Source organism: Elioraea tepida (assembly GCF_019203965.1).
Taxonomy (GTDB): Bacteria; Pseudomonadota; Alphaproteobacteria; order Acetobacterales; family Acetobacteraceae; genus Elioraea_A; species Elioraea_A tepida.
On record NZ_CP076448.1, the window covers coordinates 1103927 to 1128047 of the forward strand.

The following is a 24121-nucleotide window of genomic DNA, read 5'->3' on the forward strand; positions in this document are numbered from 1 at the left end:
GGGTGACTGCCTCGGCTCAGCCGGAAAGGATCCGGCACGCCTCGGGGGGAAGCGACAGAAGCACCGCCCCTTCCCCCGGCACCGGCTCGGCCGCAGGCCGAACCGCGCGCAGCATCACGCCGCCGGCGAGCTCGGCGAGGAGTTCCCGCACCGGCCCGAAGAAGGTCGCGCGCACAAGGCGCCCGCGCACGACGTTCGGCCCAGGCTCGGAGGTGAGGGCGACCGCGTGCGGTCGGATCGCGACCAGAACGGATGCGCCCGCCTCGGCGGCGCCGCTCGCGCAGGCGAGCGAGAAGCCGCCGCAATCGACGACCCCCTCGCCGAGATGTCGGCCCGGGATCAGGTTCGCCCCGCCGATGAAGCGCGCGACGAAGGCGCTCGCAGGCAAGGCGTAAATCTCCTCCGGCGTGCCGAGCTGCACCACCCTGCCGCGATCCATCACCGCAACGAGATCCGCGGTCGCCATCGCCTCCGCCTGGTCGTGCGTCACGTAGAGCGTTGTCACACCATGCGCCTCGTGCAGGCGCCGCAGTTCGTGCCGCATCTCCTCGCGCAGATTGGCATCGAGGTTCGAGAGCGGCTCGTCCATGAGCAGCGTGCGCGGCTGCATCGCGAGCGCGCGCGCGATCGCCACCCGCTGCTGCTGCCCGCCCGAGAGCTCGGCCGGAAGACGTTCCGCAAACGCCTCGAGCCGGACCGCGCGCAGAACGGAGGCGACCTCGCGCGCGATCGCCTCCCGCCCGAGCCCGCGCAGCTTCAGCGCATAGGCGACATTGCCCGCGACGGTCATGTGCGGCCACAGCGCGTAGGACTGGAAGATCATTGCCATCCGCCGACGCTCGGGGGGAACCACGGCGCCGGGTGCGGAGAGAACCTCGCCGTCGCGCAGGATACGCCCCGCATCGGGGTCGACGAGGCCAGCGACGGCGCGCAGCGTCGTCGTCTTGCCGCAGCCCGAGGGGCCGAGCAGGCAGACCAGAGCGCCCGCGGGAACCGAGAGGTCGAGCGACTCCACGGCCGCGACGTCTCCGTAGCGGCAGGTGAGGCCCTCGAGGACGAGCCCGCTCACACCGCCCGCCCGAACGTGCGAAGGATCGCGGGGATGCGATCCTTGAGCTGGAAGAAACCGCGCGTGGCGTGCGGCCAGACGGCATCGTCCCAGGCGCGGCGAACTCTCAGGAGGCGGATGCCGCGCGCAGCGAGGGCCTGCTCCACGCGGTCGAGCGCCTCGGCCACCGGACCGACAGGGGCATAGGCCGTGACGAGGGTCCGGGCGCCGGACGCCGCCGCCCAATCGGCCACGGCGTCGAAACGTTCGAGCCGCTCGGCCGGCGCGCCGAACGCTGCCGCGGCGCGCGCGCACCCGTCCTCGACCGCGCCTTCGGCGAACCGTTCCGGGACCGACCCGACGGGAAGCGGGCTTCGCGCGGCCGTGCAGGTGACGGCGGCGACCGCGACGACGCGCGCGCGGCCAAGCAGCAGGGTCTCGGCGAGGCAGTCCTCCTCGGTGACGAGAAGCGCGACCTCCCCCTCCGGCGCAGGATCGGAGGGAGGGAGAGGCAGCGCCGGGCCCGGCGGCTCCTCCTCGAGCGGCGGCGCATGCTCGTCGAGCTCGCCCCTCGGGTCGAACCGACCGCCGGTGTATTCGGCGATGTTCGCCGCGCGCGCGAGATAGTGCTTGCCGCGCGTGTGCAGCCCGGCCACCCAGCGCCAGGAGAGCGTGTTCGAGGCCGGGTCGCCATCGGCGAAGTGGCGATAGGTGAAGTCGGCGCCGAGCACCCAGGGAAGCCTCAGCGTGAAGGTCCAGATCGAGGCGAACCACATGCGCGTGTGGTTGTGGAGGTATCCGGTCTCGACCAGCTCCCGCGCCCAGGAATCGAAGCAGGCAATTCCGGTTCGGCCGCTGACGGCATCCTCGTAGGCCCGACGCAGCCCCCCCTCCGTGCGGAGCCCGGCAACCGCCTCCGCCACGCGCGCCCGGTAGGCGGTCCACACCGAGGGCCGCTGCTCGAGCCAGCCCTTCCAGTAGCTGCGCCAGAACACCTCCTCGACGAACTTCGCGCACGCCGCCGGGGCGTGGCGCGCGAGCGCGGCCGCGACGAGCTCCTCCTCCGTCACGAGCCGGTGCCGGACATGCGGCGAGAGAAGCGAGACATTGCTGCGATCGCCTGGGCCACGGTCATGGTTCCGGGTCGCTGCGTAGGCGCGGCCCATCGCGGGAGCGAAAGCCTCGAGGCGCGCAAGCGCGGCAGCGCGGGTGGGTGCGGGGAGGGTCATGCACGCGATGTGGTCGCTCCCTGCCGGTCGGGAAGCGTCGTTCATCGGGGCGGCAGGGCCAGGAACGGGGTGACGGCCCGGAGGAAGGGCTCAGGCGCCTCGGCATGCACCCAATGCCCGGCGCCCGGAACGACCACGAAGGCGGCGGCCGGGAACCGAGTGAGAGCGGCGGCACGGCCGCGGGCGTCGATATAGCCGCTCCGCTCTCCCGAGACGAACAGCGCCTCGCCCGGCCACTGAACGCCGTCGGGAAAGGCGGGGAAACCGGAGATCGTCTCGAGGACGTCGGTGATCACGGAGAGGTTGCAGCGCCAGGCGGGAGCGCCGTCGGCAAGGCGCAGGTTCTGCAACAGGAAGGCGCGGACCGACGCGTCCGGCACGGCCGCGCGCAGCGCCGCATCGGCCTCCGAGCGGCGAAGCCCTGGGCGGAGCGGCACGGCGGCCATCGCCTCCGCATAGGGGCGGAAGGAGGGGGGATAGGCGACCGGCGCGATGTCGACGACGACGAGGCGCGAGACGAGCGTCGGCGCGGTGAGAGCGAGCACCATCGCCGCCTTGCCGCCCATGCTGTGGCCGAGCAACGCTATGGGCCCGCCTTCGGCCTCGATCAGCGCGGCGAGGTCCTCCGCCATCGCCTTGTAGTCCATCCGCGGATGGTGCGGGCTGTCGCCGTGGTTCCGCAGGTCCACAAGCAGCACCCGCTGTGTTCCGGCGAGCCGGCGCGCGATCGCCCCCCAGTTGCTTCCCGAGCCGAACAGGCCGTGGAGCACGAGAAGCGGCGGGCCCTCGCCGAGGGCGGTGACGTGCAGCGGAACGGGCATGGGCGCGTGTTAGCGCCTCGGCGCGAGCGAGGCGAGGCCCGCGAGGATGAGGGCACCGCCCGCGACGAGGGAGAGCGTCACGGGCTCGCCGAGGAGGGCGACCGAGAGCGCGGCGCTCACCACGGGAACGCCGAGGAACCCGAGCGAGGAGACGAGCACCGGCAGGGCACGCGAGACGCTGTTCGCCGCCCAGGTCGCGACCGGGCCGCCGAAAACACCGAGATAGGCGAGAGCGAAGCCGGAGCGTGCCCCGGGTCTGCCTCCCCCTTCCGGGTTCGAGAACCGCCGCCGCGGGCAGAAGGATCAGCGCGGCGAGGCCGAACTGCCAGGGCAGAAGGTCGGCGAGCGGCGAGGCGGTCGGGCGCGCGCGGAGGATGGCGATCGCTGTCGCCCAGGCAGCCGCGGCCGAGAGCAGAGGAGCCCGTGCGCCACGAGCTCGCGCGCGCTCGACCAGTCAACCTCCAACCGATCGGCGAGGATGAGCACGCCCGCAAGCCCGAGACCGACGCCGAGGAGGCGGCGGGGCTCGACGCTCTCTCCAAGCACGAAGGCGGAGATCGGCACGAGCCAAAGTGGGGTAATGTCGCAGAGCAGAACACCGCGCCCCACCGGCACGACGGCAAGCGCCGTGTGCAGGAAAATGAAGAAGAGGCCGATCTGGAATACGCCGACGCCGGCCACGGCGGGCCAGTCCCGCGGGCGTGGCCTCGCGAGCCTGCCGCGGCAGCCGACCAGCATGGCCGTCGTGAGGGCCGACAGCAGCGCACGCCAGAAGGCGAGCCAGGCGGGTGTCGCTTCGGCGAGGCCGAGCGCGATCACCGGCCCCGCACCGCCGAGACCGTGACGACGATGGCGAGCTGGATCAGCGCGGAACGTGGGATTGGCCCGGCCGTCGGCATGGACGGCAAGCAGCGCACGCCGTCGCCCGTGCCGCAAGCCGCACGCCGCGCTGGTCAGAGCAGGCGCGCGCTCTGCTCTCGCTGCCAGGGATCGGTGAAGCCGGGCGGAGCGGGCTCGGGCGGAAGAGACACCTCGTCCGCGTCGAGCACCCGGCCGGTCGCCGGTGGGGCGAACAGGAAGCCCTGGAACAGCGTCACGCCGAGCCGGGCGAGGCAGCGATACTCCCCCTCGTTCTCGACCCCCGTCGCGACAACGTCGACGTTCAGATCCGCGCAGGCCTCGAGAAGCCTCGAGAGGATCGGGCGCCGGGCAGGATGGAGATGGGCGTTCCGCGCGAGCCCCATGTCGAGCTTCACGAGGTCGGGGCGCACCGAGGCGAGCAGGCCGATGCCGCCATAGCCGGTGCCGAAAGCATCGAGAGCGGTGCGAAGCCCCTCCGACCGGAGCGCGGCGAAGGCGCTGACGAGGGCGTCGGCGTCCCCGATCCGCTCACCCTCCGCCACCTCGATCACGACGCGACCCGGTGGAATGTCCGAGGCGGCGACGACGCGCGCGAGCTCGGGCACCGTTCCCGGCCAGCGCAGGAGCACCTCCGGAGAGAGGTTGATGTGCAGCGACGCCGAGGGCGCGGTGCCGGCGAAGGCGTCGAGCACGGCCGCGATCGCTCCGATCTCGAAACGCTGTCGTTCCGGTTCAGGAACGCGGGCGAGCACCCCGCCGGCCGGCGTGCCGACGCTGCCGCGGAGCAGCGCCTCGTGCGCGAGGATGCGCCGGCGCGCGACGTCGACGATCGGCTGGAAGGCGATCGCGTAGCGCGGCAGCTGCGCCGCCCCCGCCGCCCGTCCCGCTTCGCCTGGCTCGGACATGTCCGCCGCCCCCGCCAATGCGTCACGCCCTGCGACGCAGGCTCACTGTCGCGCACGGACCATGAAGCATGCGTTAACCGCGTCACACCGCCCGCGGCGTCGGCCGGGTGCTCAGGAGTGGATGTAGAGCCCGCCGTTGACGTGGAGCGTCTCGCCGGTGACGAAGCCCGCGAGGTCGGAGGCAAGGAACAGCACCGCGCCGGCGACCTCCTCCGGCGTTCCCATGCGCCCAAGCGGCGTCTGCGCGACGAGGCCGGGCCCGCGCTCCTGCATCAGGCCGGCGATCATCGGCGTATCGATGAGTCCGGGGCTGACGGCGTTGGCGCGTATGCCGCGCGGGGCGAGCTCGGCGGCGAGGCTGCGGGTGAAGGCAAGGACGCCACCCTTGGCGGCCGCGTAGTGCGCGTGCCCGCGGGAGCCGCGATGGCCGGCGACGGAGGCGATGGTCACGATCGCCCCGCCGCGCCGCATGTGCGGCACAGCGGCGCGGCAGACGCGCATCGTCCCGTCCAGGTTCACGGCGAGGCACGAAGCCCAGGCGTCGTCCGTCATCTCCTCAAGCGTCGCGTCGGGGAAGATGCCCGCCGCCGGGACGACGATGTCGATCCGCCCGAAACGCGCCACGGCCTGTTCCGCGAGCGAGTCGGCCTCCCGGCTCGAGGTGACGTCGCAGGCGGTGGCGACCACATCGGTGCCGTCCGGGTCGAGAGAACGGGCAAGATCTTCGGGCGCCGCACGGTCGGACAGGACGAGGCGCGCCCCGGCGCGGCGGAACAGCCGCGCGATCGCGGCGCCGATTCCGCCCGCCGCGCCGGTGAGAACGAGCACGCGCCCCGAGAGATCGATCATCGTCTCACCGCACCTTCAGCATGATCTTGCCGATATGCGCGCTCGTCTCCATCAGCGCGTGCGCCGCCGCGGCTTCGGCGAGCGGGAAGGTCGCGTGGATGAGGGGGGCGCAGCGCCCCGCCTCGAGCAGAGGCCAGACTTTCTCGCGCAGCGCCGCCGCGATCGCTCCCTTCTCGGCGGTGGTGCGCGGGCGCATGGTCGAGCCGGTGAGGGTGAGACGGCGCGTCATCACCGGCAGCATGTCGAACTCGGCCACCTTCGAGCCCTGCAGGAAGGCGATTTGAACGAGGCGCCCCTCGAGCGCGAGGCAGCGTATGTTGCGCGGAATGTAGTCGCCCCCCACCATGTCGAGCACGACATCGACGCCGCGCCGTTCGGTCGCGCGGGCGACCGCCTCGACGAAATCCTCAGCCCGGTAGTTGATCGCGAGGTCGGCGCCGAGGCGGAGGCAGGCGGCGCATTTCTCCGCGCTGCCCGCGGTGGCGAAGACGCGCGCGCCGAAGGCCTTGGCGAGCTGGATCGCGGTTGTGCCGATGCCTGAGGAGCCGCCGTGGATCAGAGCGGTCTCGCCCGCGCGCAGCCGTCCGCGTTCGAACAGGTTGGCCCAGACGGTGAAGTAGGTCTCCGGCAGGGCGGCGGCGCGGAGATGGTCATAACTTGTTGGTGGTGGAAGACATTGTGCGGCCGGCACGGCGACATACTCCGCGTAGCCGCCGCCATTGGTCAGCGCGCAGACACGGTCGCCCGGGCTCCAGCCGGTGACGGCCTCGCCCACGCAAGCGACGATCCCCGCCACCTCGAGGCCGAGGATCGGTGAGGCGCCGGGAGGCGGGGGGTAGGCGCCGCGGCGCTGCTGGATGTCGGGGCGGTTGACGCCGGCAGCGTGCACCTCGATCAGGAGCTCGTCCGGCCCGGGCACAGGAAGGGGCGCCTCGGCGAGCTCCATCACCTCCGGGCCGCCGGCGCCGCGTGTCGCGATGTGTCGCATGCTCGCGGGCAGTGCCATCCGTCCTCCTCCCCCAACCCGGCGAAGGGTGTTGGCGTGGGCACGTGCCGTCAAGCGAAGCGGTCTTGCCGCTGTGGCGTGCGGCAGCCAGGATGCCGGGGAAACAGGGTCGCGCCCGCGGCGCAGGCCCGAGGGGGAGCGGGGGATGAGAAGAAGGCAGGTTCTGGCCGCCGCCGGGCTCGCATTGGCGCTCCGGCCCGCGAGCGCCCAGAACGGCGAGGTTCGCCTCGGCGCCCTCTATCCCTTGAGCGGGGCGCGGGCCCTGCTCGGCGACGAGGGGTTCCGCGGCCTCGAGCTCGCCTGCGAGGAGCGGAACGCGGGAGGCGGCGTCGCCGGCGCCAAGGTCCGCCTGGTCCGGGCAGATGCGACCGACCCGGCCTCGGCCGCCGCGGAAGCGCGGCGCCTGATCACCGTCGAGCGCGTCCGGGCGATCTTCGGCACGCACGCCTCCTCGCTCTCGCTCGCGGCCACACAGGCGGCCGAGCAGGCGGGCGTTCCCTATTTCGAGCTCGGAGCGATCGCCGACGCTATCACCGACCGCGGCTTCCGCTCCGTGTTCCGAAGCGCTCCGCCGGCGCGCGCCTGGGGCGAGGTGGCGATCGAGGCGCTGGCCGCAATCGCCCGCCGCACCGGACGCGACGAACGGCTGATCAGGGTCGCGGTGCTGCGCGAGGAGGGCGTGCTCGGCACCGCCGTGTCCTCGGCGCAGAAGGAGCGTGCCGCCGCCCGTGGCCTCATCCTGGTGGAGGACATTCCCTACAGCATGCGCACGGCCGACCTGACGGCGGCGGTGCTCAGGCTGCGCGACGCCCAGGCCGAGGTGGTGCTTCACAGCGGCTACCAGAACGACATCATCCTGTTCTACCGGGCGATGCGGGCGGCGCGCTGGAAGCCGCTCGCCGTCATTGGCTCGGGCGAGGGCTACGCTCTCGCCGAGACGCAGAAGGCGATCGGGCCCGACTTCCAGAACACGATGATCGTGGACGTTCCGCCGCTCGCCGTGAGCGAACGGATCGCCCCCGGGGCGAAGGCCTTCGCCGAGGCCTATGTGCGCCGCTACGGGCATGCGCCGCGCACGGGCTTGAGCCTCTCGAACTTCGTCGGCGCGCGGCTGTTCCTCGAGGCGCTCGCGCGTTCGGGAGGCGGCGACCGGGACAGGGTGCGCGCTGCCGTGCTCGCGCTCGACGTCCCCGAGCACAGCCTCGCGAATGGCTGGGGGGCCAAGTTCGACGAGGCCGGCCAGAACACGCGGGCGCGCCCGTTCCTTGCGCAGTGGCAGGGGGAGCAGGTGGTCACGGTTCTGCCTGAAAAGGCGGCGGTCGCCGAGCTTCGGCTCGGCCTCGGCGCGAGCTGAGGCGGAAGCGGGGGAAGCCAGGATGGGTGTGGAGAGAGGCACGACGGCGCTTGCCACCACGCCGCCGCCGGGGCTTCGCGTTCTCGTCACCGGAGCCGCGCGCGGCATCGGCCGCGCCATCGCCGAGGCCTTCGCCGCGCATGGCGCGCGCGTGCTGATTCAGGACAGCGAACCGGTCTCGGCGCCGCCCGAGGGGGCCCTCTGCCATCGGGGCGACGCCGCGCTCCCCGAGGATGTCGAGGCCGCCTTCGCTGTGGCCGACGCAGCCTGGGGCGGGGTCGATGTGGCGGTCGCCAATGCCGGGGTGGCGGCGAATCTCCCGGCGCTCGAGCTCGCCCCCGATCTCTGGCGTCGGATCGTCGCGCTCAACCTCGACGGCGTGTTCTTCGCCGCCCAGGCCGCCGGGCGGCGCATGGTGGCGCACGGGTCGGGGCTGATCCTCGCGCTCGGCAGCATCTATTCGCTCGCCGGTGCGGCGGAACGTGCGGCCTACTGCGCCACCAAGGCCGGGGTCGCCGGTCTGATGCGCGCTCTTGCCTGCGAATGGGCGCCGCACGGGGTGCGCGTGAACACGATTTCGCCGGGCTATATCGAGACCGATCTCGTGCGCGAGGTGGTGGCGCGCGGCGGGCTCGACAGGGGCGCGATCGTCGCGCGCAGCCCGCAAGCACGGCTCGGCAGGGCGGAGGAGGTGGCGGGGCTTGCCCTGTTCCTCGCCTCGCCGGCGGCGGCGCACATCACCGGGGCGACGCTTCCCGTGGATGGAGGCTGGCTCGCGAACGGGGCGCCGTAGTTCCAACGCGGCCTGCCCCGCGCCAACGAGCGCGGGGCCCTCACGCCGCCGGGCGCTGCCCGGTCAGTTCACCGTGATGTTGGCGCGGCGGATGATGTCGGTCCACTTCCGGTTCTCGGCGAGCAGGAAGGCGCGCGCGCTCTCGGGCGTGCTGTCGGCGATCGTCTCGGCGGTGAGCTCGGTCAGACGCTGCTTCACCTCGGGTAGCGCCATCACCTCATTCGTGACGCGGTTGATCCGGTCGACGATCGGCCGCGGCGTCCCGGCCGGCACGTGCATCATGTGCCATGTATAGGCTTCGTAGCCCGGCACGCCCGCCTCCTGGAAGGTCGGCAGATCGGGCGCGATCGGCGACCGCTTGGCCGAGGAGATCGCAAGCCCCTTCACCTGGTTCGACCGGACATAGGTGATCGCCGAAGCCGCGACATCGACCGTGAAGGCAAGCCGGCCGGCGAGCAGGTCCGGCATCAGCGCGGAGGATCCGCGATAGGGAACATGGTTCGCCTGCACCCCGGCGAGCGCGAGAAACAGTTCGCAGGCGAGATGAACGGCCCCACCATTGCCCGAGGAGCCGTAGTCGTACTTGCCGGGGTTGTTCTTGAGCAGGGTGATCAGCTCGCCGAGCGTGTTCACCGGGAGGTCCTTGTTCACGATCATGATCATCGGCACGACCGCGACCAGGGCGACCTGCGTGAAGTCCTCGAGCGCGTTGAACGAAAGGCGCGGGAAGAGGGGCGGCAGCACGGCATGGGCGATCGTCGAGTAGAGGATGGTCTGCCCATCCTTCGGCGCGCGGGCGACGAGCTCGGTGCCGACGACCACGCCAGCGCCGGTGCGGTTCTCCACCACAACGCGCTGCGGCAGGCGCTCACTCATCTTGTCGGCGATCAGCCGGGCGGGGATGTCGGTCGGGCCGCCGGCGGCGAAGGGAACGATCATCCGCACCGGGGCGGTCGGCCATTCCTGGGCACGGGCGGTGCGGGGCAGAAGCGCGGCGCCGGCCGAGGCCGCGAGCAGGGTGCGGCGATCGAGTTTCATGGGTTGACCCCTTCCGGAAGGTGAGCTTTGCCGGCGACATGAGCGAGCCGGGGCCGCGAGTCAACCGGCGCGGACCGACTCCGCGCTCCGGCCGACGAGGCGGGCATAGAGCTCTGGGTCGGTCGCGCCTTCGGTGCCGAAGAGGAGCACGCGGCTCGACTCGCCGAGGCGGAGGGAGGAGGCGGCATCCGCGTCGCTCCGGGCAAGCAGCAGGGCGGCGAGCCCAGCCACCGCGCTCTCGCCCGCGACCAGCTTCGGGTCGCCCCCGACGCCATCGGCAAGCAGGCGCATGCACGGGGCGACCACCTCGTCCGGCACGGCCATGAAGGCGTGCGCGCGCCACAGGAGCTCGTCGAAAGCGAGGAGCGACACCTCGCCGCAGGCGAGGCCGGCCATCACCGTGTCGAGCTCGCCCTCGACCGCCACCGGGCGGCCCGCCTCGGCGCTTCGGCGGAGGCAGTCGGCCCGGTCGGGCTCGACGACGACGAGCCTCGGCATCCCCCCCTCGCCGAAGGCGTGGGCGAGTTCGGCGGCGATGGCGGCGGCGACACCGCCCACCCCGCCCGGGGCGAACACATGCGTCGGCGGGGCGCCGGGAAAGGCCGCGCGCCACTGCCCGAGCGCCTCCGCGGCCATCACCCGGTAGCCGTCCATCACGTCGCAGGGGATCTCGGTGTAGCCCGGGTAGGACGTGTCGGAGACGACGGTCCAGTCCTCGCGGGCGGCGTCCTCGGCCGCACGGCGCACGGCATCGTCATAGGTGCCCGGGACGCGACGCACCTCCGCTCCGAAGCGCGCGATCGCCGCCGCGCGGCCTTCGCTGACGGTCTCGTGGATGTAGATCACCGCCCGGCAGCCGAAGCGCTGCGCGCCCCAGGCGACCGACCGGCCATGGTTGCCGTCGGTCGCGCAGGTGACGGTGATCGCGCGCGTCCGATCCGCGAAACGCCCGGACGCGAGATCGGCGGAGGTGGCCGCGATGCCGGAGCCGGCAAGGCGGCGCAGCAGATGCCGCGCCACGGCATAGGCGCCGCCGAGGGCCTTGAAGCTGCCCAGGCCGAACCGGCCGGCTTCGTCCTTGTAGCCAATCGCGGCGACGCCGATCCGAGAGGCGAGCCCCGGCAGGGGAACGAGCGGCGTCGGCGCGTAGTCGGGCCAGGAGCGTATCTCGGCAGATGCGGCCTCCCTGCCGGCCTGGTCCAGCACCGGCGCGCCGGCGCGGCCGCGCAGGACGTTGTGGTGCAGCCGGAACGGAGCGGGGGGAAGGAGCGGCTTGGGCACGATCCAGCGCAAGGACGGGGAGGTTGGCCATGAACACCATCCTTCCGATCACGACCGGAGGAAAGACGTGCGTCGGTTCGCCCTCCTTCTCGCCACCCTCGCCCTTTTGTTCGCGCCCACTGAGCCCGCTCTCGCAGCCGATGACGGCCAAGCGGCCGATGCCCGCGCCTGAGCCGAGTGCCATCGCAACGCCGCGCGCCTCGTCGCACGCTACAGCCAGATGTATCCCGAGGACCGGAGAACCGCGCTCGAGGACCTGCTCAAGACCCACCATGCCCCCGATCCGGCCGAGCGGGCGCGGATCATCGCCTGGCTCGAGACGCAGCTGCCGCGTCGCTGAGATCGCCACTACGTCCGATCCTGTCGTATCCGGCGCCTAGGGTCGCCCGTGCTGGGTGTGAGAGGCACGCAGGAGGCGGCGATGGACGCAGGGGAACAAAGGGTGATCATCCTCTATGCCCGGGCGGCACTCGCGAATCTCCCCCGGACGTCGCGACGCGCCTCCGCTCTCGCCGCCTGGGTCACGAGCTTCGAGGAGGCGCTCGGCCTCGCCGCACGGGCGGGCCGAAGCCGGGCGGCGCAGGCCGACCTGTTCGCCGGCGACCGGGCGGAGGCGAATGCCGCCCTGCTCAAGGGCATCGCCGCCCGCCTCGACCGACGCCTCGCCGCGCTTGCCCGCCACCCGCGTTCGGCGCTCGAGGCGCGGCTTGGGCTGCTCGCCGACGCCGCGGGGCTCGATGCGCACGAGGCGTCGATCCTCGGCCTCGTGCTTCGCTACCGTGTCCACCGTGCGGTCGAGCGACTGTTCGACCTGTTGTCGGACGCGATGGGCGGGGAGATGCGGCTGACGGCAGACGTGCCGCTGATCGCGCTCCTGCTTGGCCTTCCCCCCTCCGTGGTCGAGCGCCGGCTCGCCCCCGGCGCTCCGCTCCGCGCCGCCGGCCTCATCACGGTCGAGCCCGATGGTGGCCTGCGCGTGCTCGAACGCCTCCGCCGCCGCCTCGGCGACCCGCTGGACATCCCCCCCGCCTCGGCCGGGGGCGCCGCCGCCGGCCTCCTTGGCCCGGCCCTGCCGCCGAGCCTTGCGATGGAGGATTTCGCCTATCTCGGCGCCGCGGCGACACACGCGGCCGAGCTTCTCGCCGCCGCCGTCCGGCTCCGACGCCCTGGCACGCATGTGCTTCTCTACGGGCCGCCGGGGACGGGCAAAACCGAGTTCTGCCGCACTCTCGCCGCAACCATCGGCGTGCCGCTCTACGCCGTCGCCGAGGCAGACGCGGAGGGGAACGAGCCCGGGCGAAGCGAGCGTCTCGCCGAGCTGCGCTTCGCCCAGAGGCTTCTCGCCGGCGGCACGCCGGCCCTGCTCCTGTTCGACGAGGCGGAGGACCTGTTCGACGGCGGCTTCGGCGGCCTGTTCGGGGGGGAGCGGTCGCGCGCGCATCTGTTGCGCCTGCTCGAGACCACGCCCGTGCCGATGCTCTGGACCACCAACAGCGTCCAGGCGCTCGGGCCGGCGGTGGTGCGCCGGATGACCTTCGCTCTCGAGATGCGAATCCCCGACCAGAGCGTGCGCGCCGCCCTCTGGACGCGCGAACTCGCGCGGTCAGGCATCACGATGGAGAGCCGCGAGGTCGAGCGGCTTGCCCGCGAAGTGCCGGCAGCTCCGGCGATCGCCGCCTCGGCGGTCGCGGCGGCGGCGATGACGGGCGGCGGGGCGGAGGCGGTGCGGCTCGGCGCGCTGTCGGTCGCGCGCGCGATGGCGGGCGGCGCCCTGCCAGTCGCCGAGCTCGAGGGCGAACAGGGCTTCGACCCGGATCTCGCCGCCGCTGACCACGACCTCGCGGCGCTCGCCGAGCTTCTGGCCCGGCCGGGCGCGCCGCGCGCCGTCTCGCTCCTGCTCTCGGGCCCTCCTGGCACCGGCAAGAGCGCGTTCGCGCGCCACCTCGCCGCGCGGCTCGGGCTGCGGCCGATGGTGCGGCGCGCCTCCGATCTCCTCTCACGCTTCGTCGGCGGCAGCGAGCAGGCGATCGCTGCTTGCTTCGCCGAGGCGCGCGAGCGCGGCACCTTCCTGATCATCGACGAGGCGGACGGCCTCCTGGGCGACCGGCGCGCCGCCACCCAGGCCTGGGAAGTCACGCAGGTGAACGAGCTCCTGACCTGGATGGAGCACCACCCGCTCCCCTTCGCCTGCACCACCAACCTGCCCGATCGGCTCGACCCCGCCTGCCTGCGCCGGTTCCTCGTCAAAATACGCTTCGCGCCGCTCGATGCCGCGCGCGCCCGCGCGGCCTATCGCCGCTTCTTCGGCCGCGAGGCTCCCAAAGGGCTCGACACTCTGCCCCCGCTCGTGCCCGCCGATCTCGCCCTCGCCGCCCGCAAGGCGCGGCTCTTCGGAAGGGAGGATGACGACGACACGGTCCTCGCCCTTCTGCGCGACGAGGCCTTGGCGCGCGGCGGGCCGGCGGCGCCGATCGGCTTCCGTCTCGCCGGGTGAGGGTATTTCCGTAGCGTGACACCCTCCCCATATCCGGCCGCTGGTGAGAGGCAGGCGGGAATTCGACGCGCTATGCATTACCTGAAGCTCGAGAACATTCTCCGGCTTGCCCTCGCCTTCCAGGGCACACGCGAAGGCCTCTCGCTCGCGGACATCCAGCAGAGCTTCAACGTCGGCCGACGCACGGCGGAGCGGATGCGCGATGCGGTCGCGCGGGTGTTCCCCCAGTTCGAGCGGTGCGACAACGGCGAGCGCGTGCGGCGCTGGCGCCTGCCGCAGGGAACGCTCGGCGGCCTTGTCGCGCTGAGCGCCGAGGAGCTCGCCGCGATCGAGGCCGCGGCGGCGGAGTGGCGGGGGCGCGGGCTCGAGGAGCGGGCCGCCGCGCTCGACTCCGCGTCCGCCAAGCTTCGGGCCATGACCCGGCCGGATCATCTCCGGCGCGTCGAGCCCGATCTCGAGGTCCTGATGGAGGCGGAGGGCAGCGCGCTTCGCCCGGGGCCGAGGCCCACCCTGCCGGAGGGCATCCTCGCTCTCCTGCGCCGCGGCATCCTCGGCTGCCTGCCGCTCACCATGGACTATCGCTCCCGCGGCGCGCCTGAGGCCGCGCGGATCACCGTCCACCCCTACGGCCTTCTCTACGGCAGCCGGCCCTTGCTTGTCGCCGCACCCGAGCCCTGGACCGAACCGCGCCTCTATCGGCTCGACCGGATGTCGTCGCTCGAGCTCGGCAACATCCCCTTTGTCCGCCGCGCCGACTTCTCGCTCAAGGCCTTCGCGCAGCGTGCTTTCGCCACCTTCCAGGAGGCGCCGTTCGACGTGGTGCTCCGCTTCGATGCCGAAACGGCCGCGGAGGCCGCGCAGTGGCGCTTCCACCCGACCCAGACCACCGAGCGCGACGCCGAGGGGCGGCTGATCGTCCGCTTCCATGCGGGTGGGGCGCAGGAGATGTGTTGGCACATCTTCACCTGGGGCACGTCGGTGGAAATCCTGAGCCCCGAGGCCCTGCGCGAGCAGCTCTGCGCCCTGCTTCAGGCCGCGCTCGACCACCACACCGGGCTCAACGCCGGCTGAACACTTCGGCGAGGAAGCGTCCGAGATCGGCGTTCGAGCGCGCCCTCACCTCCGGGTCGCCGCGGATGAGATAGGGGCGGTTCTCCACGCAAAGGCCGAGGATGATGGCGCGGCTGATCCGCCCCGCCATCACGAGGCCGCTCGAGCGGTCACGCACCGAACCGTCGCGCGCGAGCTCGAGGTCGCAGCCGTTCAGAAGTCGCCCGATCCGAACCGGGCCCCAGGCCCCGTCCCACTGGTTCGCGGCGCCCTCATAGGCGATCACCTCCACCGTGCTGCCGCCCGAGCGGAAGGCCTCGGCCGCTGCCGCGCAGCGCGCGGGGTCGATCAGCTCGTCCTCGGTGCCGTAGAGCATCAGAAGCGGCGCGCCGGTGGTGCGCGGCTCCTCGAAGCGTGCGATGCAGGGGCCGTAGAACGCGACATGGGCGGCGAAGCGTTCGCCGCCCTGGCCGAAGGCGCGGGCGGCCGTCTCTGAAAGCCCGTACATCGACGCCATCGCACCATAGGAGAAGCCGATCAGCGCCACGCGGCGCGGGTCTGCCTCACCGGCCTCGACGAGGAACCGAAGCCCCGCCTAGGCATCGGCAAGCAGCATGCTCTCGGTGATGTTGAGGAGCCGGTCGACGAAGGAGGTGGCGCGGTCGCGCCGCGCGGCGAAGCTGTCGACCGCGAGAGCGGTGATGCCCATGGCGGCGAACTGCGCGCCATAGGTGCGCTCGCGCGGCCAGAGCAGACCACCCGAGCCGTGGAGCATGATCACCGCCGGAGGCGGCGGAGCACCTGGGACGCGCCGGGCCGGAAAGAGGATCCCCCGCGCCGTCGCCTGCTCCGCCACCCCCCAGAGCGCCTCCTGAGGCGTGAACGGGCTTGTGCTCGGCCACGTGACCTCCCGCCCCTCGACGAGGCTCTCGCCCTCCGGCCAGGGAGGGAGCAGGGCCGAGAGGTCCGCCGCCCGCATCTCCACCGTGGAGAGGAGGGCGACGAGAGCGGCGAGGAGGCGGAGCATCGAACCTTCCATGACCGTGGCGGGGCGGCTTGCGCGGGCAGACAGGGCACGCGATGAAGCCTCGGGCGAAGAAGAGCGGGGAAGGCGAAGGCGATGCGGGTGACGATCACGGGAGCGGCGGGATTCCTCGGCCGGAAGGTCGCTGGCAGGCTCGCTCTCGAGGGCAAGCTGGGCGCGCGCGAGATCACGGCGATGACGCTGTTCGACCTCGTGCCCCCGAAGGCGCCCGAGGGCGCCCGCTTCCCCGTCACCTGCCTTGCCGGCGACATCGCCGATCCGGCCCACACCGCCCGCCTCGCCGAACGCGACACGGGCGTGGTGTTTCACCTAGCCGCCGTCGTCTCCGCCCAGGCCGAGGCAGATTTCGACCTCGGCTGGCGCGTCAATCTCGACGGCACGCGCGCCGTGCTCGAGGCCTGCCGGCGCGCGGGATCACGCCCGCGGGTGGTGTTCACCTCCTCGGTCGCCTCCTTCTCGGGCGGGCAACAGGCGGTGGTCGGCGATACGACCCGCCCTGTGCCCGGAAACAGCTATGGCGCGCAGAAGGCGGCCGGCGAGCTTCTCGTGCACGACTACTCGCGCAAGGGCTTCATCGACGGTGTGTCGATGAGGCTGCCGACGGTCGTGGTGCGGCCGGGCCGTCCGAACCGCGCCGCCTCCTCCTTCGCAAGCTCGATCCTGCGCGAGCCCTTCCTCGGCGAGGAGGCCGCCCTGCCGGTGCCGGAGGACTTCGCGCTCTGGATTGCCTCGCCGCGGGCGGCGACGGACTGGCTGATCCACGCCGCCGCGATGGACACGCGCGCGCTCGGGCTCGACCGCGGCATCAACCCGCCGGGGCTGACCGTGACCGTTCGCGAAATGCTCGAGGTGCTTCGCTCGGTCGGCGGGCATGACGCGATGCGGCTCATCAGCCGGGTCGACGACCCGGAGGTGGCCGCGATCGTCGGCACCTGGCCCGCGCGGTTCGATCACGCCCGTGCTCTGGCCCTTGGGTTCCGGACGCACGAGGGGCTCGAGGCGGTGGTGCGGGCCTTCCTCGAGGACGACCTCGCCGAGACGCGCGCGATGCGAGGATGAGCTGGTCGGGGCCCGCTGCCGATCGGCCGGGGCGGGCGCGGGACGCCCGGGCGTGCCTCAGCCGAGGCGGCGGGGTAAGGCGAAGCTCACGTCGCGGTTGACATCCTTGTAGAGCAGATACTCCGCCACCTCGGAGCCGATGGCGTAGATCTGCTGCGGCAGGAAGGGGCCCATCCAGACGAAATCCCCGGCCCAGAGCTCGTGCCAGTCGCGGCCGAGGAGCTGCAGAGCCTGGCCCTGGAGCATGATGAGGCCGTGCTCCATAATGTGCGTCTCCACGCACCAGAAATGCGCGCCGGGCGCGTCGGCCATGATGGTCATCTCGAAGTCCATCGAGAGGTCGCCGGTGCCGAGCAGGAGCAGGCGCCAGCGTGTGCCATGGTCCTCGCGCTCGGCGGTGTCGCGATGGCCGGTGCGAAGGCCGGGGCGGGCGACGCCGGGGACAGGCTCGTAGGGCCGCTTCACCCAGATCGCGCGCGCCTCCGCCTCGGCGGTGGCGGCGAGCGCATAGGCCGTGCCGGCAGGGATGAAGGCGTAGCCTTCCGGCGTGAGGGTCATCCGTCGCCCCTCCGCCTCAAGGGTGAAACGACCCTGCGCGACGTAGAAGAAGTGCTCGAGCCCGTCATCGAGCGCGCCGGCGCTGCCGCGGCCTGGGGGGGCGATCAGCAACGCCTGGGCGAAGCGCGCTCCCATCGCAGGCGAGGTCTGGAACCGGATGATGCAGCCGGGCTAGCCGGGCAGGAGGCTGTCCATGATCCCCTCGGGCGGGAGGACGGCGTAGTGGGGCGTGAGCAGCGTTCGGTTGTGGCCGATGATGCCTGGCGGCGGATTAGCGGTTGGCGTGCGCATGGAATGTCCTCGGGGGCGGGACCTTGGACGAACCATGCCCCGCGGCGCGGGTCAATCGAGGGCGGAGCGGTCGGGCGGGGCGGCGCATGGCGCGACCTATGCTGGGTGCGTGCAGCGAAGGCGGACTCCGGTCGGACCCATGGTGCAGAGCGTTCCTGCGCCAGAGCGATGCGGCCCCCCTCGGACGATCGGAGCAGAGTGGGCGGAACCCGGCCGGGGTCCTGATCGGGTCAGCGCCGAGGCAGGTAGCGCTTGTTGCCCGACGGGGTGATGTACTAGACGCCGCCGCGCGGCCCGACACAGGGCGCCGTCGGCGTGCAGGCCTGGCCCGGCGCGGTGTTCGGCCCAGAGGGTCTTGCGGCCCTCTGAGAATGCAGTTGGTCATAGCAGCGGAGCCGCGCGGCAGGATCGATGATCGCGGCGCAATTCGTCTGCGCGGCCGAAACGGATGCCCAGCACAGCGCAATCAGCACGGTGACACCGAGTTTTCGCATGCCCAGCCACCAAGTTGGCGTGCCTGAGGCACCCCAGTCATACAGACAAGACGAGGTTCGGTGGCCGCCACCACGAACCAAGGGCAGGGCCAAGCATCATCGAGCCTCCCGGTATTGGCGCAGCGCAGGGCGGGCCGCGTCAATCCGGAGGGCGACCCTGGTCGCCCTCCGGCCGTGATCAATCCTCGAGGAAACTCCGGAGTTTCCGCGACCGGCTCGGGTGCTTGAGCTTGCGCAGGGCCTTCGCCTCGATCTGGCGGATGCGCTCGCGCGTTACGTTGAACTGTTGCCCGACCTCCTCGAGCGTATGGTCGGTGTTCATGCCGATGCCGAAACGCATCCGGAGCACGCGCTCCTCGCGCGGCGTCAGCGTGCTGAGCACACGCGTCGTCGCCTCGCGGAGGTTCGCCTGGATCGCGGCGTCGAGCGGAATCACCGCGTTCTTGTCCTCGATGAAGTCGCCGAGGTGGCTGTCCTCCTCGTCGCCGATCGGCGTCTCGAGCGAGATCGGCTCCTTGGCGATCTTCAGCACCTTGCGCACCTTCTCGAGCGGCATGCCGAGCTTCTCGGCGAGCTCCTCCGGTGTCGGCTCGCGGCCGATCTCGTGCAGCATCTGGCGCGAGGTGCGCACGAGCTTGTTGATCGTCTCGATCATGTGCACGGGGATTCGGATCGTGCGCGCCTGGTCGGCGATCGAGCGGGTGATCGCCTGGCGTATCCACCAGGTGGCGTAGGTCGAGAATTTGTAGCCGCGGCGATACTCGAACTTGTCCACCGCCTTCATCAGGCCGATGTTGCCCTCCTGGATCAGGTCGAGGAACTGAAGCCCGCGGTTGGTGTATTTCTTGGCGATCGAGATCACGAGGCGGAGATTGGCCTCGATCATCTCCTTCTTCGCCCGGGCGGCATCGCGCTCGCCCTTCTGCACCGTCTGAACCACGCGGCGGAACTCGCCCACGGGGAGCTGCACCTCGTTCGCGATCGCGGCGATCCGGGCGCGGATCTCGGCCACCTCGGCGCCGTGCTTGGTCGCGAAGGTCTTCCACCCCTTGCCGGGAAGCGCGGCGACGCGCTCGAGCCAGCCCGGGTCGAGCTCGTGGCCGCGATACTGGGCGAGGAAGTCCTCGCGCTTGATCTTCGCCTGGTCGGCAAGGCGCAACAGCTGGCCCTCCAGCGTGTTGAGCCGCTGGTTCAGCTCGCGCAGCTGCGCCACCAGCTGCTCGATCTTGGCGTTGTTGAGGTGCACCTTCTCGACGAGACGGGTGACCTCCTCCTTGGCCTTCTCGTACTTCGCCTCCGCCTGGCGCGAGGGCTGGCCGCCCTCGGAGAGGGTCTTGAGCCGCGCCTCCTGGAGCTTGGCGAGCTTCTTATAGCTCTGGGCGATCTCCTCGAAGGTCTTGAGAACCTCGGGCTTGAGCTTCTCCTCGAGCGCCGAGAGCGACAGCTGCGCCCCCTCGTCGTCATCGAACCCGTCCTCGCCGCCGGGCTCGTCCGCGGGCTCGTCGGCGGGCAGGGCGCCCGCCTCGCCCGGGGCGCCGCCCGCGTTGGTCGCCTCGAGGTCGATGATGTCGCGCAAGAGCATCTGCCCAGCCTGGAGCGCGTCATGCCAGGCGACGATGGCGCGGAAGGTGAGCGGGCTCTCGCACAGCCCGCCGATCATCATCTCGCGCCCCGCCTCGATGCGTTTGGCGATCGCGATCTCGCCCTCGCGCGAGAGAAGCTCCACCGACCCCATCTCGCGCAGATACATCCGCACCGGGTCGTCGGTGCGGCCCATCTCCGCCTCGTCGATATTGCCGCCGGAGCCTTCGTCGTCCTCCGACTCGGCCTTGGCCGCGGGCTGAGCCTCGAGGTCCTCGGCCTCCTCGCTCTCGACGACGTTGATGCCGCGCTCGGACAGCATCGCCATCGTGTCCTCGATCTGCTCGGAGGACACCTCGCCGGGCGGGAGGGCGGCGTTCACCTCGTCATAGGTGACGTAGCCGCGCTCGCTGCCGCGGGCGATCAGCTTCTTGACGGCGATCGACTGGACATCGAGCAGGGCGCCATCGGCGAGATCGTCTGCCGCCTGGTCGGTCGGGGCAACGGATGCGGGTTTCGCCATCGATTCCTCACGCGTTGGTTGGCGGGGACATGAACGCCCCCCTACCCTATGGGAGCGGCGAGCCGCCCTCCTCGAGCTCGCCGGCGCCGTTGGCCGCCGCCTGCGCCTGGACGAGCGCGATCAGCCGGCGCTCGTTGGCCTCGGTGAACTCCTCGGCGAGTCGCGCCCGCGCTTCGGCGATCTCGTCGGCAAGCCGCTCCGGCGCGAGCGCGGCGAGCGCCTGGAAGAACGCTGCCCTGGCCTCGCCCGGAGCGGCGCCGGGCAAGGTGCAGGCGGGAAGGGCGGAGAGGCGCGTTCCCAGCACGGCGTCGAGCGCATCGCGCAGGTCCATCCGCCGCAGGTGGTCGATCAGTCCTGCCGAGTCAAGGCCGAACGCCGCCTCCGCCTCGGCCACCAGGGCTGCCCTGAGCCGCTCGCAGGGCGCGCTCCGGAAGGCGAGGCCGGCCAGCGCCTCCTCCGCCTCCGGCAGAAGCGAGGGGTGGCTGAGCACGAGCGCGAGCACGTCCCGCTCGCGCGCCGCGCTCGCGCGCTCGGGCACGAGCTTCGGCCGAGGCAGCGGGCGGAGGGCGCGCGCGCGCTCCGTGACGCCGCGACGGCTCGCGGCGAACCAGCGGTCGCGGAAGTGGCGGCGGTACTCCTCGCGCAGCGTGGCGTCGCGGATCGTGCCGGCGAGGTCCTCGAGCCGTCGCCTCTGGGCGGCACGGCCCTCGGGCGTGGGCGCGGGCGTGCCGCACACCGCCACGAACAGGGCATCGGCCATCCCCCGCGCCGCGCCGAGAACCGCCTCGAGATGCGCCCGCCCGCGACGGACGAGGCTGTCTGGGTCCTCGCCCGGAGGAAGGGTCGCAAGCCGGAGCGTCCGGCCGGGCCCGATCCTCGGCAGGGCGAGTTCGCAGGCCTTCAGCGCGGCGCGCGCTCCGGCCGCGTCGCCGTCGAAGCAGAGGATCGGCGCCGAGGAGAGCCGCCAGAGCTCGGCGAGATGGTCCTCCGTCAGCGCCGTGCCGAGGGGAGCGACCGCGCCGCCGAACCCGGCCTGGTGCAGGGCGATCACGTCGAGATAGCCCTCGACCACGACGAGCTCCGCCCCGGCCGCGACCGCCGCCCGGGCGTGAGAGAGCCCGTAGAGCGTGCGGCGCTTCGAGAAGAGCGCGGTCTCCGGCCCGTTCAGATACTTGGGCTGGCCGTCGCCGAGCACGCGCCCGCCGAAGCCGATCACCCTCCCCCGCCGGTCATGGATCGGGAACATCACCCGATTGAAGAAGAGGTCGACGGCGGGCCGGGACGGATCGTCCCGCTTCATCAGCCCCACAGCGACGAGCTGGTCGACCGTCACCCCCTCGGCCTTGAGCGCCTGGGCGACCGCCCCCCTCCCCTGGCCCGACCAGCCGAGGCCGAAGGCGCGGATCGTCTCGTCGGCAAGGCCGCGGCCGCGGAGATAGGCGAGCGCCGCCTCTCCCTCGCGACGCCACAGACGCTCGGCGAAGTGTCGCGCCGCGGCCTCGGCCACCTCGAGAAGCCGCGCCTCGCGCGCTGCGGCGGCTGCCGCCTCGGGCGTGGGCTTCGGCATGGAGAGCCCGGCTTCGCGGGCAAGCCTCTCCACCGCCTCGAGGAAGCCGAGGTTCTCGGTGGTCATGACGAAGCGGATCACGTCGCCATGCGCGCCGCAGCCGAAGCAGTGGTAGAACCCCTTGTCCTCCCGCACGTGGAAGGAGGGGGTCTTCTCGGCGTGGAAGGGGCAGAGCCCCTTGAGGTCGCGCCCGACCCGGCGGAGCTGCACCCGCCGCCCGACCACGGCGGCGAGCGGCAGGCGCGCCCGAAGCTCGTCGAGGAAGCTCTCGGGGATCGCCACGGGCGAATGCCCCTGGATTCAGCCCGCGAGCGCCGCCTTCACGAGAGGCCCGGCCTTGGCGAGGTCAAGCGCGGCGCCATGGCGCGCCTTCAGCGCCCCCATCACCTTGCCCATGTCCTTCAGCCCCGCAGCACCGGTCTCGGCGATGGCGTCGGCGATCGCCGCGCGGATCCCCGCCTCGTCCAGCTCGGGCGGCAGGAAGCGCGCGATCACGGCGATCTCCGCCTCCTCCTTCGCCGCGAGGTCCTCGCGCCCGCCCTGGCGGTAGAGCGCAACACTCTCGCGCCGGCTCTTGATCATCCCGCGCAGCATCGCCTGGATCGACGCCTCGTCTGCCTCGCGCGGGGCGTCGGCCTGGGTGAGGTCGCGGCGTGCGATGTCGAGCTCCTTGAGCTTGGCAATGATCATGCGGATCGTCGAGGTCGTCGCGGTGTCCCCCGCCTTCATCGAGGCCTTCAACGCCTCGGTGAACTCTTCGCGCAGGCCCATGCGCACTCCTCCCGTGCAACAGTCTCCCACTATACGCTGGCGTGCGACTCGAGGGGAGGGTGGGAAGTGATTTCCCATCCCCCCCCTTTTCGCTTGCCTTGGGAAATCGGTTCCCATAAACGGGGCATGGGCGGAGGGGACATGGCGAGCGTCGACGAGATCATCGAGCGCCTTGGCGGGCCCGAGCGGGCGGCACAGCTCACCGCCGTGGGCACGGAAGCGATCCGAAAATGGCGCCAGGCGAAGGCGATCCCCGCCCGACACTGGCCCGTGATTCTGAAGGAGACGGGGCTCTCGCTCGCCGACATGCCCGGCGCCGCTGTGCCCGAGCCGGCCGAGGCGGAGGCGCGCCCCGCAGGTGCGACCGCCGCGCTGGTGCTCGCCGACGGGACGGTGCTCTGGGGCCGCGGTTTCGGCGCGCACGCCACCACCGTGGGTGAGGTGTGCTTCAACACCTCCATCACCGGCTACCAGGAGATCCTGACCGACCCTTCTTACGCCGGCCAGATCATCACCTTCACCTTCCCGCATATCGGCAATGTCGGCACCAATCCCGAGGACATCGAGACGACGACGCCGGCGGCGCGCGGCCTTGTGGTGCGCGACGACCCGACCGAGCCCTCGAACTGGCGCGCAACCCGCCCCCTTCCCGCCTGGCTTTCGAGCCATGGTCTTCCCGGGATCGCCGGGATCGACACGCGCTGGCTGACACGGCGAATCCGCGACGGCGGCGCGCCGACGGGCGTTCTCGCCCACCCGGCGGACGGCCGCTTCGACCTCCCGGCCCTGGTCGAGCAGGCGCGCGCTTGGCCTGGCCTTGAGGGGATGGACCTCGCGCGCGAGGTCACCACACGCCAGACCTACGCTTGGGACGAAACGACCTGGGCCTGGGGCGCTGGCTACGGCCGGCAGACAGCGCCGCGACACCACGTCGTCGCGGTGGACTATGGCGCCAAGCGCAACATCCTCCGCTGCCTCGCCGCTGCCGGCTGCCGCGTCACCGTGGTTCCCGCAACCGCCACCGCCGAGGAGATCCTCCGCCACCAGCCGGACGGCGTGTTCCTCTCGAACGGGCCGGGCGACCCGGCGGCGACCGGCGCGTATGCCGTTCCCGCGATCCGCGCCGTGCTCGACCGCCGCGTGCCCGTCTTCGGCATCTGCCTCGGCCACCAGCTTCTCGCGCTCGCGCTGGGTGCGAAAACGCGCAAGCTCGCGCGCGGCCATCGCGGCGCCAATCACCCGGTGAAGGACCTCACCACCGGCAAGGTCGAGATCACGAGCCAGAACCACGGCTTCGCCGTGATCCCGGAGACCCTCCCAGAGGGCGTGACCGTCACCCATGTGTCGCTGTTCGACGGCACCAACGAGGGCATCGCCGCGACCGACCGCCCGGCCTTCTCGGTGCAGTACCACCCCGAGGCGAGCCCGGGCCCGACCGACAGCCACTACCTGTTTCGACGCTTCGTCGAGATGATCGAGCGGGCCCGGGCGGGCTGAGGCGGG

At 72.1% G+C, this 24121-nt stretch carries 20 protein-coding genes and 2 pseudogenes; 6 read left to right on the forward strand and 16 right to left on the reverse strand.

The window, feature by feature from the left end:
* Positions 1-16: 16 nt before the first annotated feature.
* The 8 genes and pseudogenes from KO353_RS05305 to KO353_RS05340 all read right to left on the reverse strand — a co-directional run bounded on the left by KO353_RS05305 (position 17) and on the right by KO353_RS05340 (position 6719).
* Complete coding sequence (locus KO353_RS05305; RefSeq protein WP_218286683.1) at positions 17-1069, reverse strand: ABC transporter ATP-binding protein; 1053 nt, start codon at positions 1067-1069, stop codon at positions 17-19.
* The gene (locus KO353_RS05310) at positions 1066-2277 is read right to left on the reverse strand and encodes an FAD-binding domain-containing protein (protein WP_218286684.1); all 1212 of its coding nucleotides are present in this window, start codon (positions 2275-2277) and stop codon (positions 1066-1068) included. Before KO353_RS05310 ends, KO353_RS05305 begins: the two co-directional genes overlap by 4 nt.
* A gap of 41 nt (positions 2278-2318) precedes the next feature.
* Positions 2319-3098 carry an alpha/beta fold hydrolase gene (locus tag KO353_RS05315; RefSeq protein ID WP_218286685.1) on the reverse strand — a complete coding sequence of 260 codons (780 nt, stop codon included), beginning with the start codon at positions 3096-3098 and terminating at the stop codon, positions 2319-2321.
* Positions 3099-3107: 9 nt separating this feature from the next.
* Positions 3108-3332: pseudogene (locus KO353_RS05320) on the reverse strand (hypothetical protein); the annotation flags it as partial.
* 69 nt (positions 3333-3401) lie between these two features.
* Entirely contained in the window at positions 3402-4034 is a 633-nt protein-coding gene (locus tag KO353_RS05325; protein ID WP_456236927.1) for a DMT family transporter, read from the reverse strand.
* Positions 4035-4051: 17 nt separating this feature from the next.
* On the reverse strand, positions 4052-4864 hold the full coding sequence (locus KO353_RS05330) for an EAL domain-containing protein (protein WP_218286687.1): 813 nt from the start codon (positions 4862-4864) through the stop codon (positions 4052-4054).
* Positions 4865-4975: 111 nt separating this feature from the next.
* Positions 4976-5713, reverse strand: coding sequence for an SDR family oxidoreductase (locus KO353_RS05335; protein ID WP_218286688.1), 738 nt, complete (start codon positions 5711-5713; stop codon positions 4976-4978).
* Positions 5714-5717: 4 nt separating this feature from the next.
* On the reverse strand, positions 5718-6719 hold the full coding sequence (locus KO353_RS05340) for an NAD(P)H-quinone oxidoreductase (RefSeq protein ID WP_218286689.1): 1002 nt from the start codon (positions 6717-6719) through the stop codon (positions 5718-5720).
* Positions 6720-6864: 145 nt separating this feature from the next.
* Between KO353_RS05340 and KO353_RS05345 the strand changes: the two genes are divergently transcribed.
* On the forward strand, positions 6865-8073 hold the full coding sequence (locus tag KO353_RS05345) for an ABC transporter substrate-binding protein (RefSeq protein ID WP_218286690.1): 1209 nt from the start codon (positions 6865-6867) through the stop codon (positions 8071-8073).
* Positions 8074-8095: 22 nt separating this feature from the next.
* Positions 8096-8866: an SDR family NAD(P)-dependent oxidoreductase gene (locus tag KO353_RS05350; protein ID WP_218286691.1), complete on the forward strand. Its 771-nt coding sequence runs from the start codon at positions 8096-8098 to the stop codon at positions 8864-8866.
* A gap of 63 nt (positions 8867-8929) precedes the next feature.
* On the opposite strand, the gene KO353_RS05355 is transcribed toward KO353_RS05350, so the two are convergent.
* Entirely contained in the window at positions 8930-9904 is a 975-nt protein-coding gene (locus KO353_RS05355; protein WP_218286692.1) for a Bug family tripartite tricarboxylate transporter substrate binding protein, read from the reverse strand.
* A 60-nt stretch (positions 9905-9964) separates the two neighbouring features.
* Positions 9965-11185 (reverse strand): diaminopropionate ammonia-lyase, encoded by a 1221-nt coding sequence (locus KO353_RS05360; RefSeq protein WP_218286693.1) that lies wholly within the window; start codon positions 11183-11185, stop codon positions 9965-9967.
* Positions 11186-11606: 421 nt separating this feature from the next.
* On the opposite strand from KO353_RS05360, the gene KO353_RS05365 reads away from it, so the two are divergent.
* Positions 11607-13679, forward strand: coding sequence for an AAA family ATPase (locus KO353_RS05365; protein WP_218286694.1), 2073 nt, complete (start codon positions 11607-11609; stop codon positions 13677-13679).
* Between the two features lie 72 nt (positions 13680-13751).
* Positions 13752-14750 (forward strand): helix-turn-helix transcriptional regulator, encoded by a 999-nt coding sequence (locus tag KO353_RS05370; RefSeq protein ID WP_218286695.1) that lies wholly within the window; start codon positions 13752-13754, stop codon positions 14748-14750.
* Here the strand turns inward: KO353_RS05370 and KO353_RS05375 are convergent.
* Together KO353_RS05375 and KO353_RS05380 are read right to left on the reverse strand one after the other, a co-directional pair.
* A pseudogene (locus tag KO353_RS05375) lies at positions 14737-15303 on the reverse strand (dienelactone hydrolase family protein); the annotation flags it as partial. The gene KO353_RS05370 and the pseudogene KO353_RS05375 overlap by 14 nt on opposite strands.
* 21 nt (positions 15304-15324) lie before the next feature.
* Positions 15325-15756, reverse strand: a complete 432-nt coding sequence (locus KO353_RS05380) for a hypothetical protein (protein ID WP_218286697.1) — start codon at positions 15754-15756, stop codon at positions 15325-15327.
* A 93-nt stretch (positions 15757-15849) separates the two neighbouring features.
* On the opposite strand from KO353_RS05380, the gene denD reads away from it, so the two are divergent.
* Positions 15850-16833, forward strand: a complete 984-nt coding sequence (denD, locus tag KO353_RS05385; RefSeq protein ID WP_218286698.1) for a D-erythronate dehydrogenase — start codon at positions 15850-15852, stop codon at positions 16831-16833.
* Between the two features lie 57 nt (positions 16834-16890).
* Here denD and allE read toward each other — a convergent pair whose 3' ends face one another.
* The 4 genes from allE to KO353_RS05405 all read right to left on the reverse strand — a co-directional run bounded on the left by allE (position 16891) and on the right by KO353_RS05405 (position 22618).
* The gene (gene allE, locus KO353_RS05390; protein ID WP_328774526.1) at positions 16891-17553 is read right to left on the reverse strand and encodes a (S)-ureidoglycine aminohydrolase; all 663 of its coding nucleotides are present in this window, start codon (positions 17551-17553) and stop codon (positions 16891-16893) included.
* An 801-nt stretch (positions 17554-18354) separates the two neighbouring features.
* Positions 18355-20280 carry an RNA polymerase sigma factor RpoD gene (gene rpoD / locus KO353_RS05395; protein WP_218286699.1) on the reverse strand — a complete coding sequence of 642 codons (1926 nt, stop codon included), beginning with the start codon at positions 20278-20280 and terminating at the stop codon, positions 18355-18357.
* 46 nt (positions 20281-20326) lie between these two features.
* A complete protein-coding gene (gene dnaG, locus KO353_RS05400; RefSeq protein ID WP_218286700.1) occupies positions 20327-22129 on the reverse strand; it encodes a DNA primase in 1803 nt (600 codons plus the stop codon).
* 18 nt (positions 22130-22147) lie between these two features.
* The gene (locus KO353_RS05405; RefSeq protein WP_218286701.1) at positions 22148-22618 is read right to left on the reverse strand and encodes a GatB/YqeY domain-containing protein; all 471 of its coding nucleotides are present in this window, start codon (positions 22616-22618) and stop codon (positions 22148-22150) included.
* A gap of 141 nt (positions 22619-22759) precedes the next feature.
* On the opposite strand from KO353_RS05405, the gene carA reads away from it, so the two are divergent.
* Positions 22760-24115: a glutamine-hydrolyzing carbamoyl-phosphate synthase small subunit gene (gene carA, locus KO353_RS05410; protein WP_218286702.1), complete on the forward strand. Its 1356-nt coding sequence runs from the start codon at positions 22760-22762 to the stop codon at positions 24113-24115.
* Positions 24116-24121: the final 6 nt, after the last annotated feature.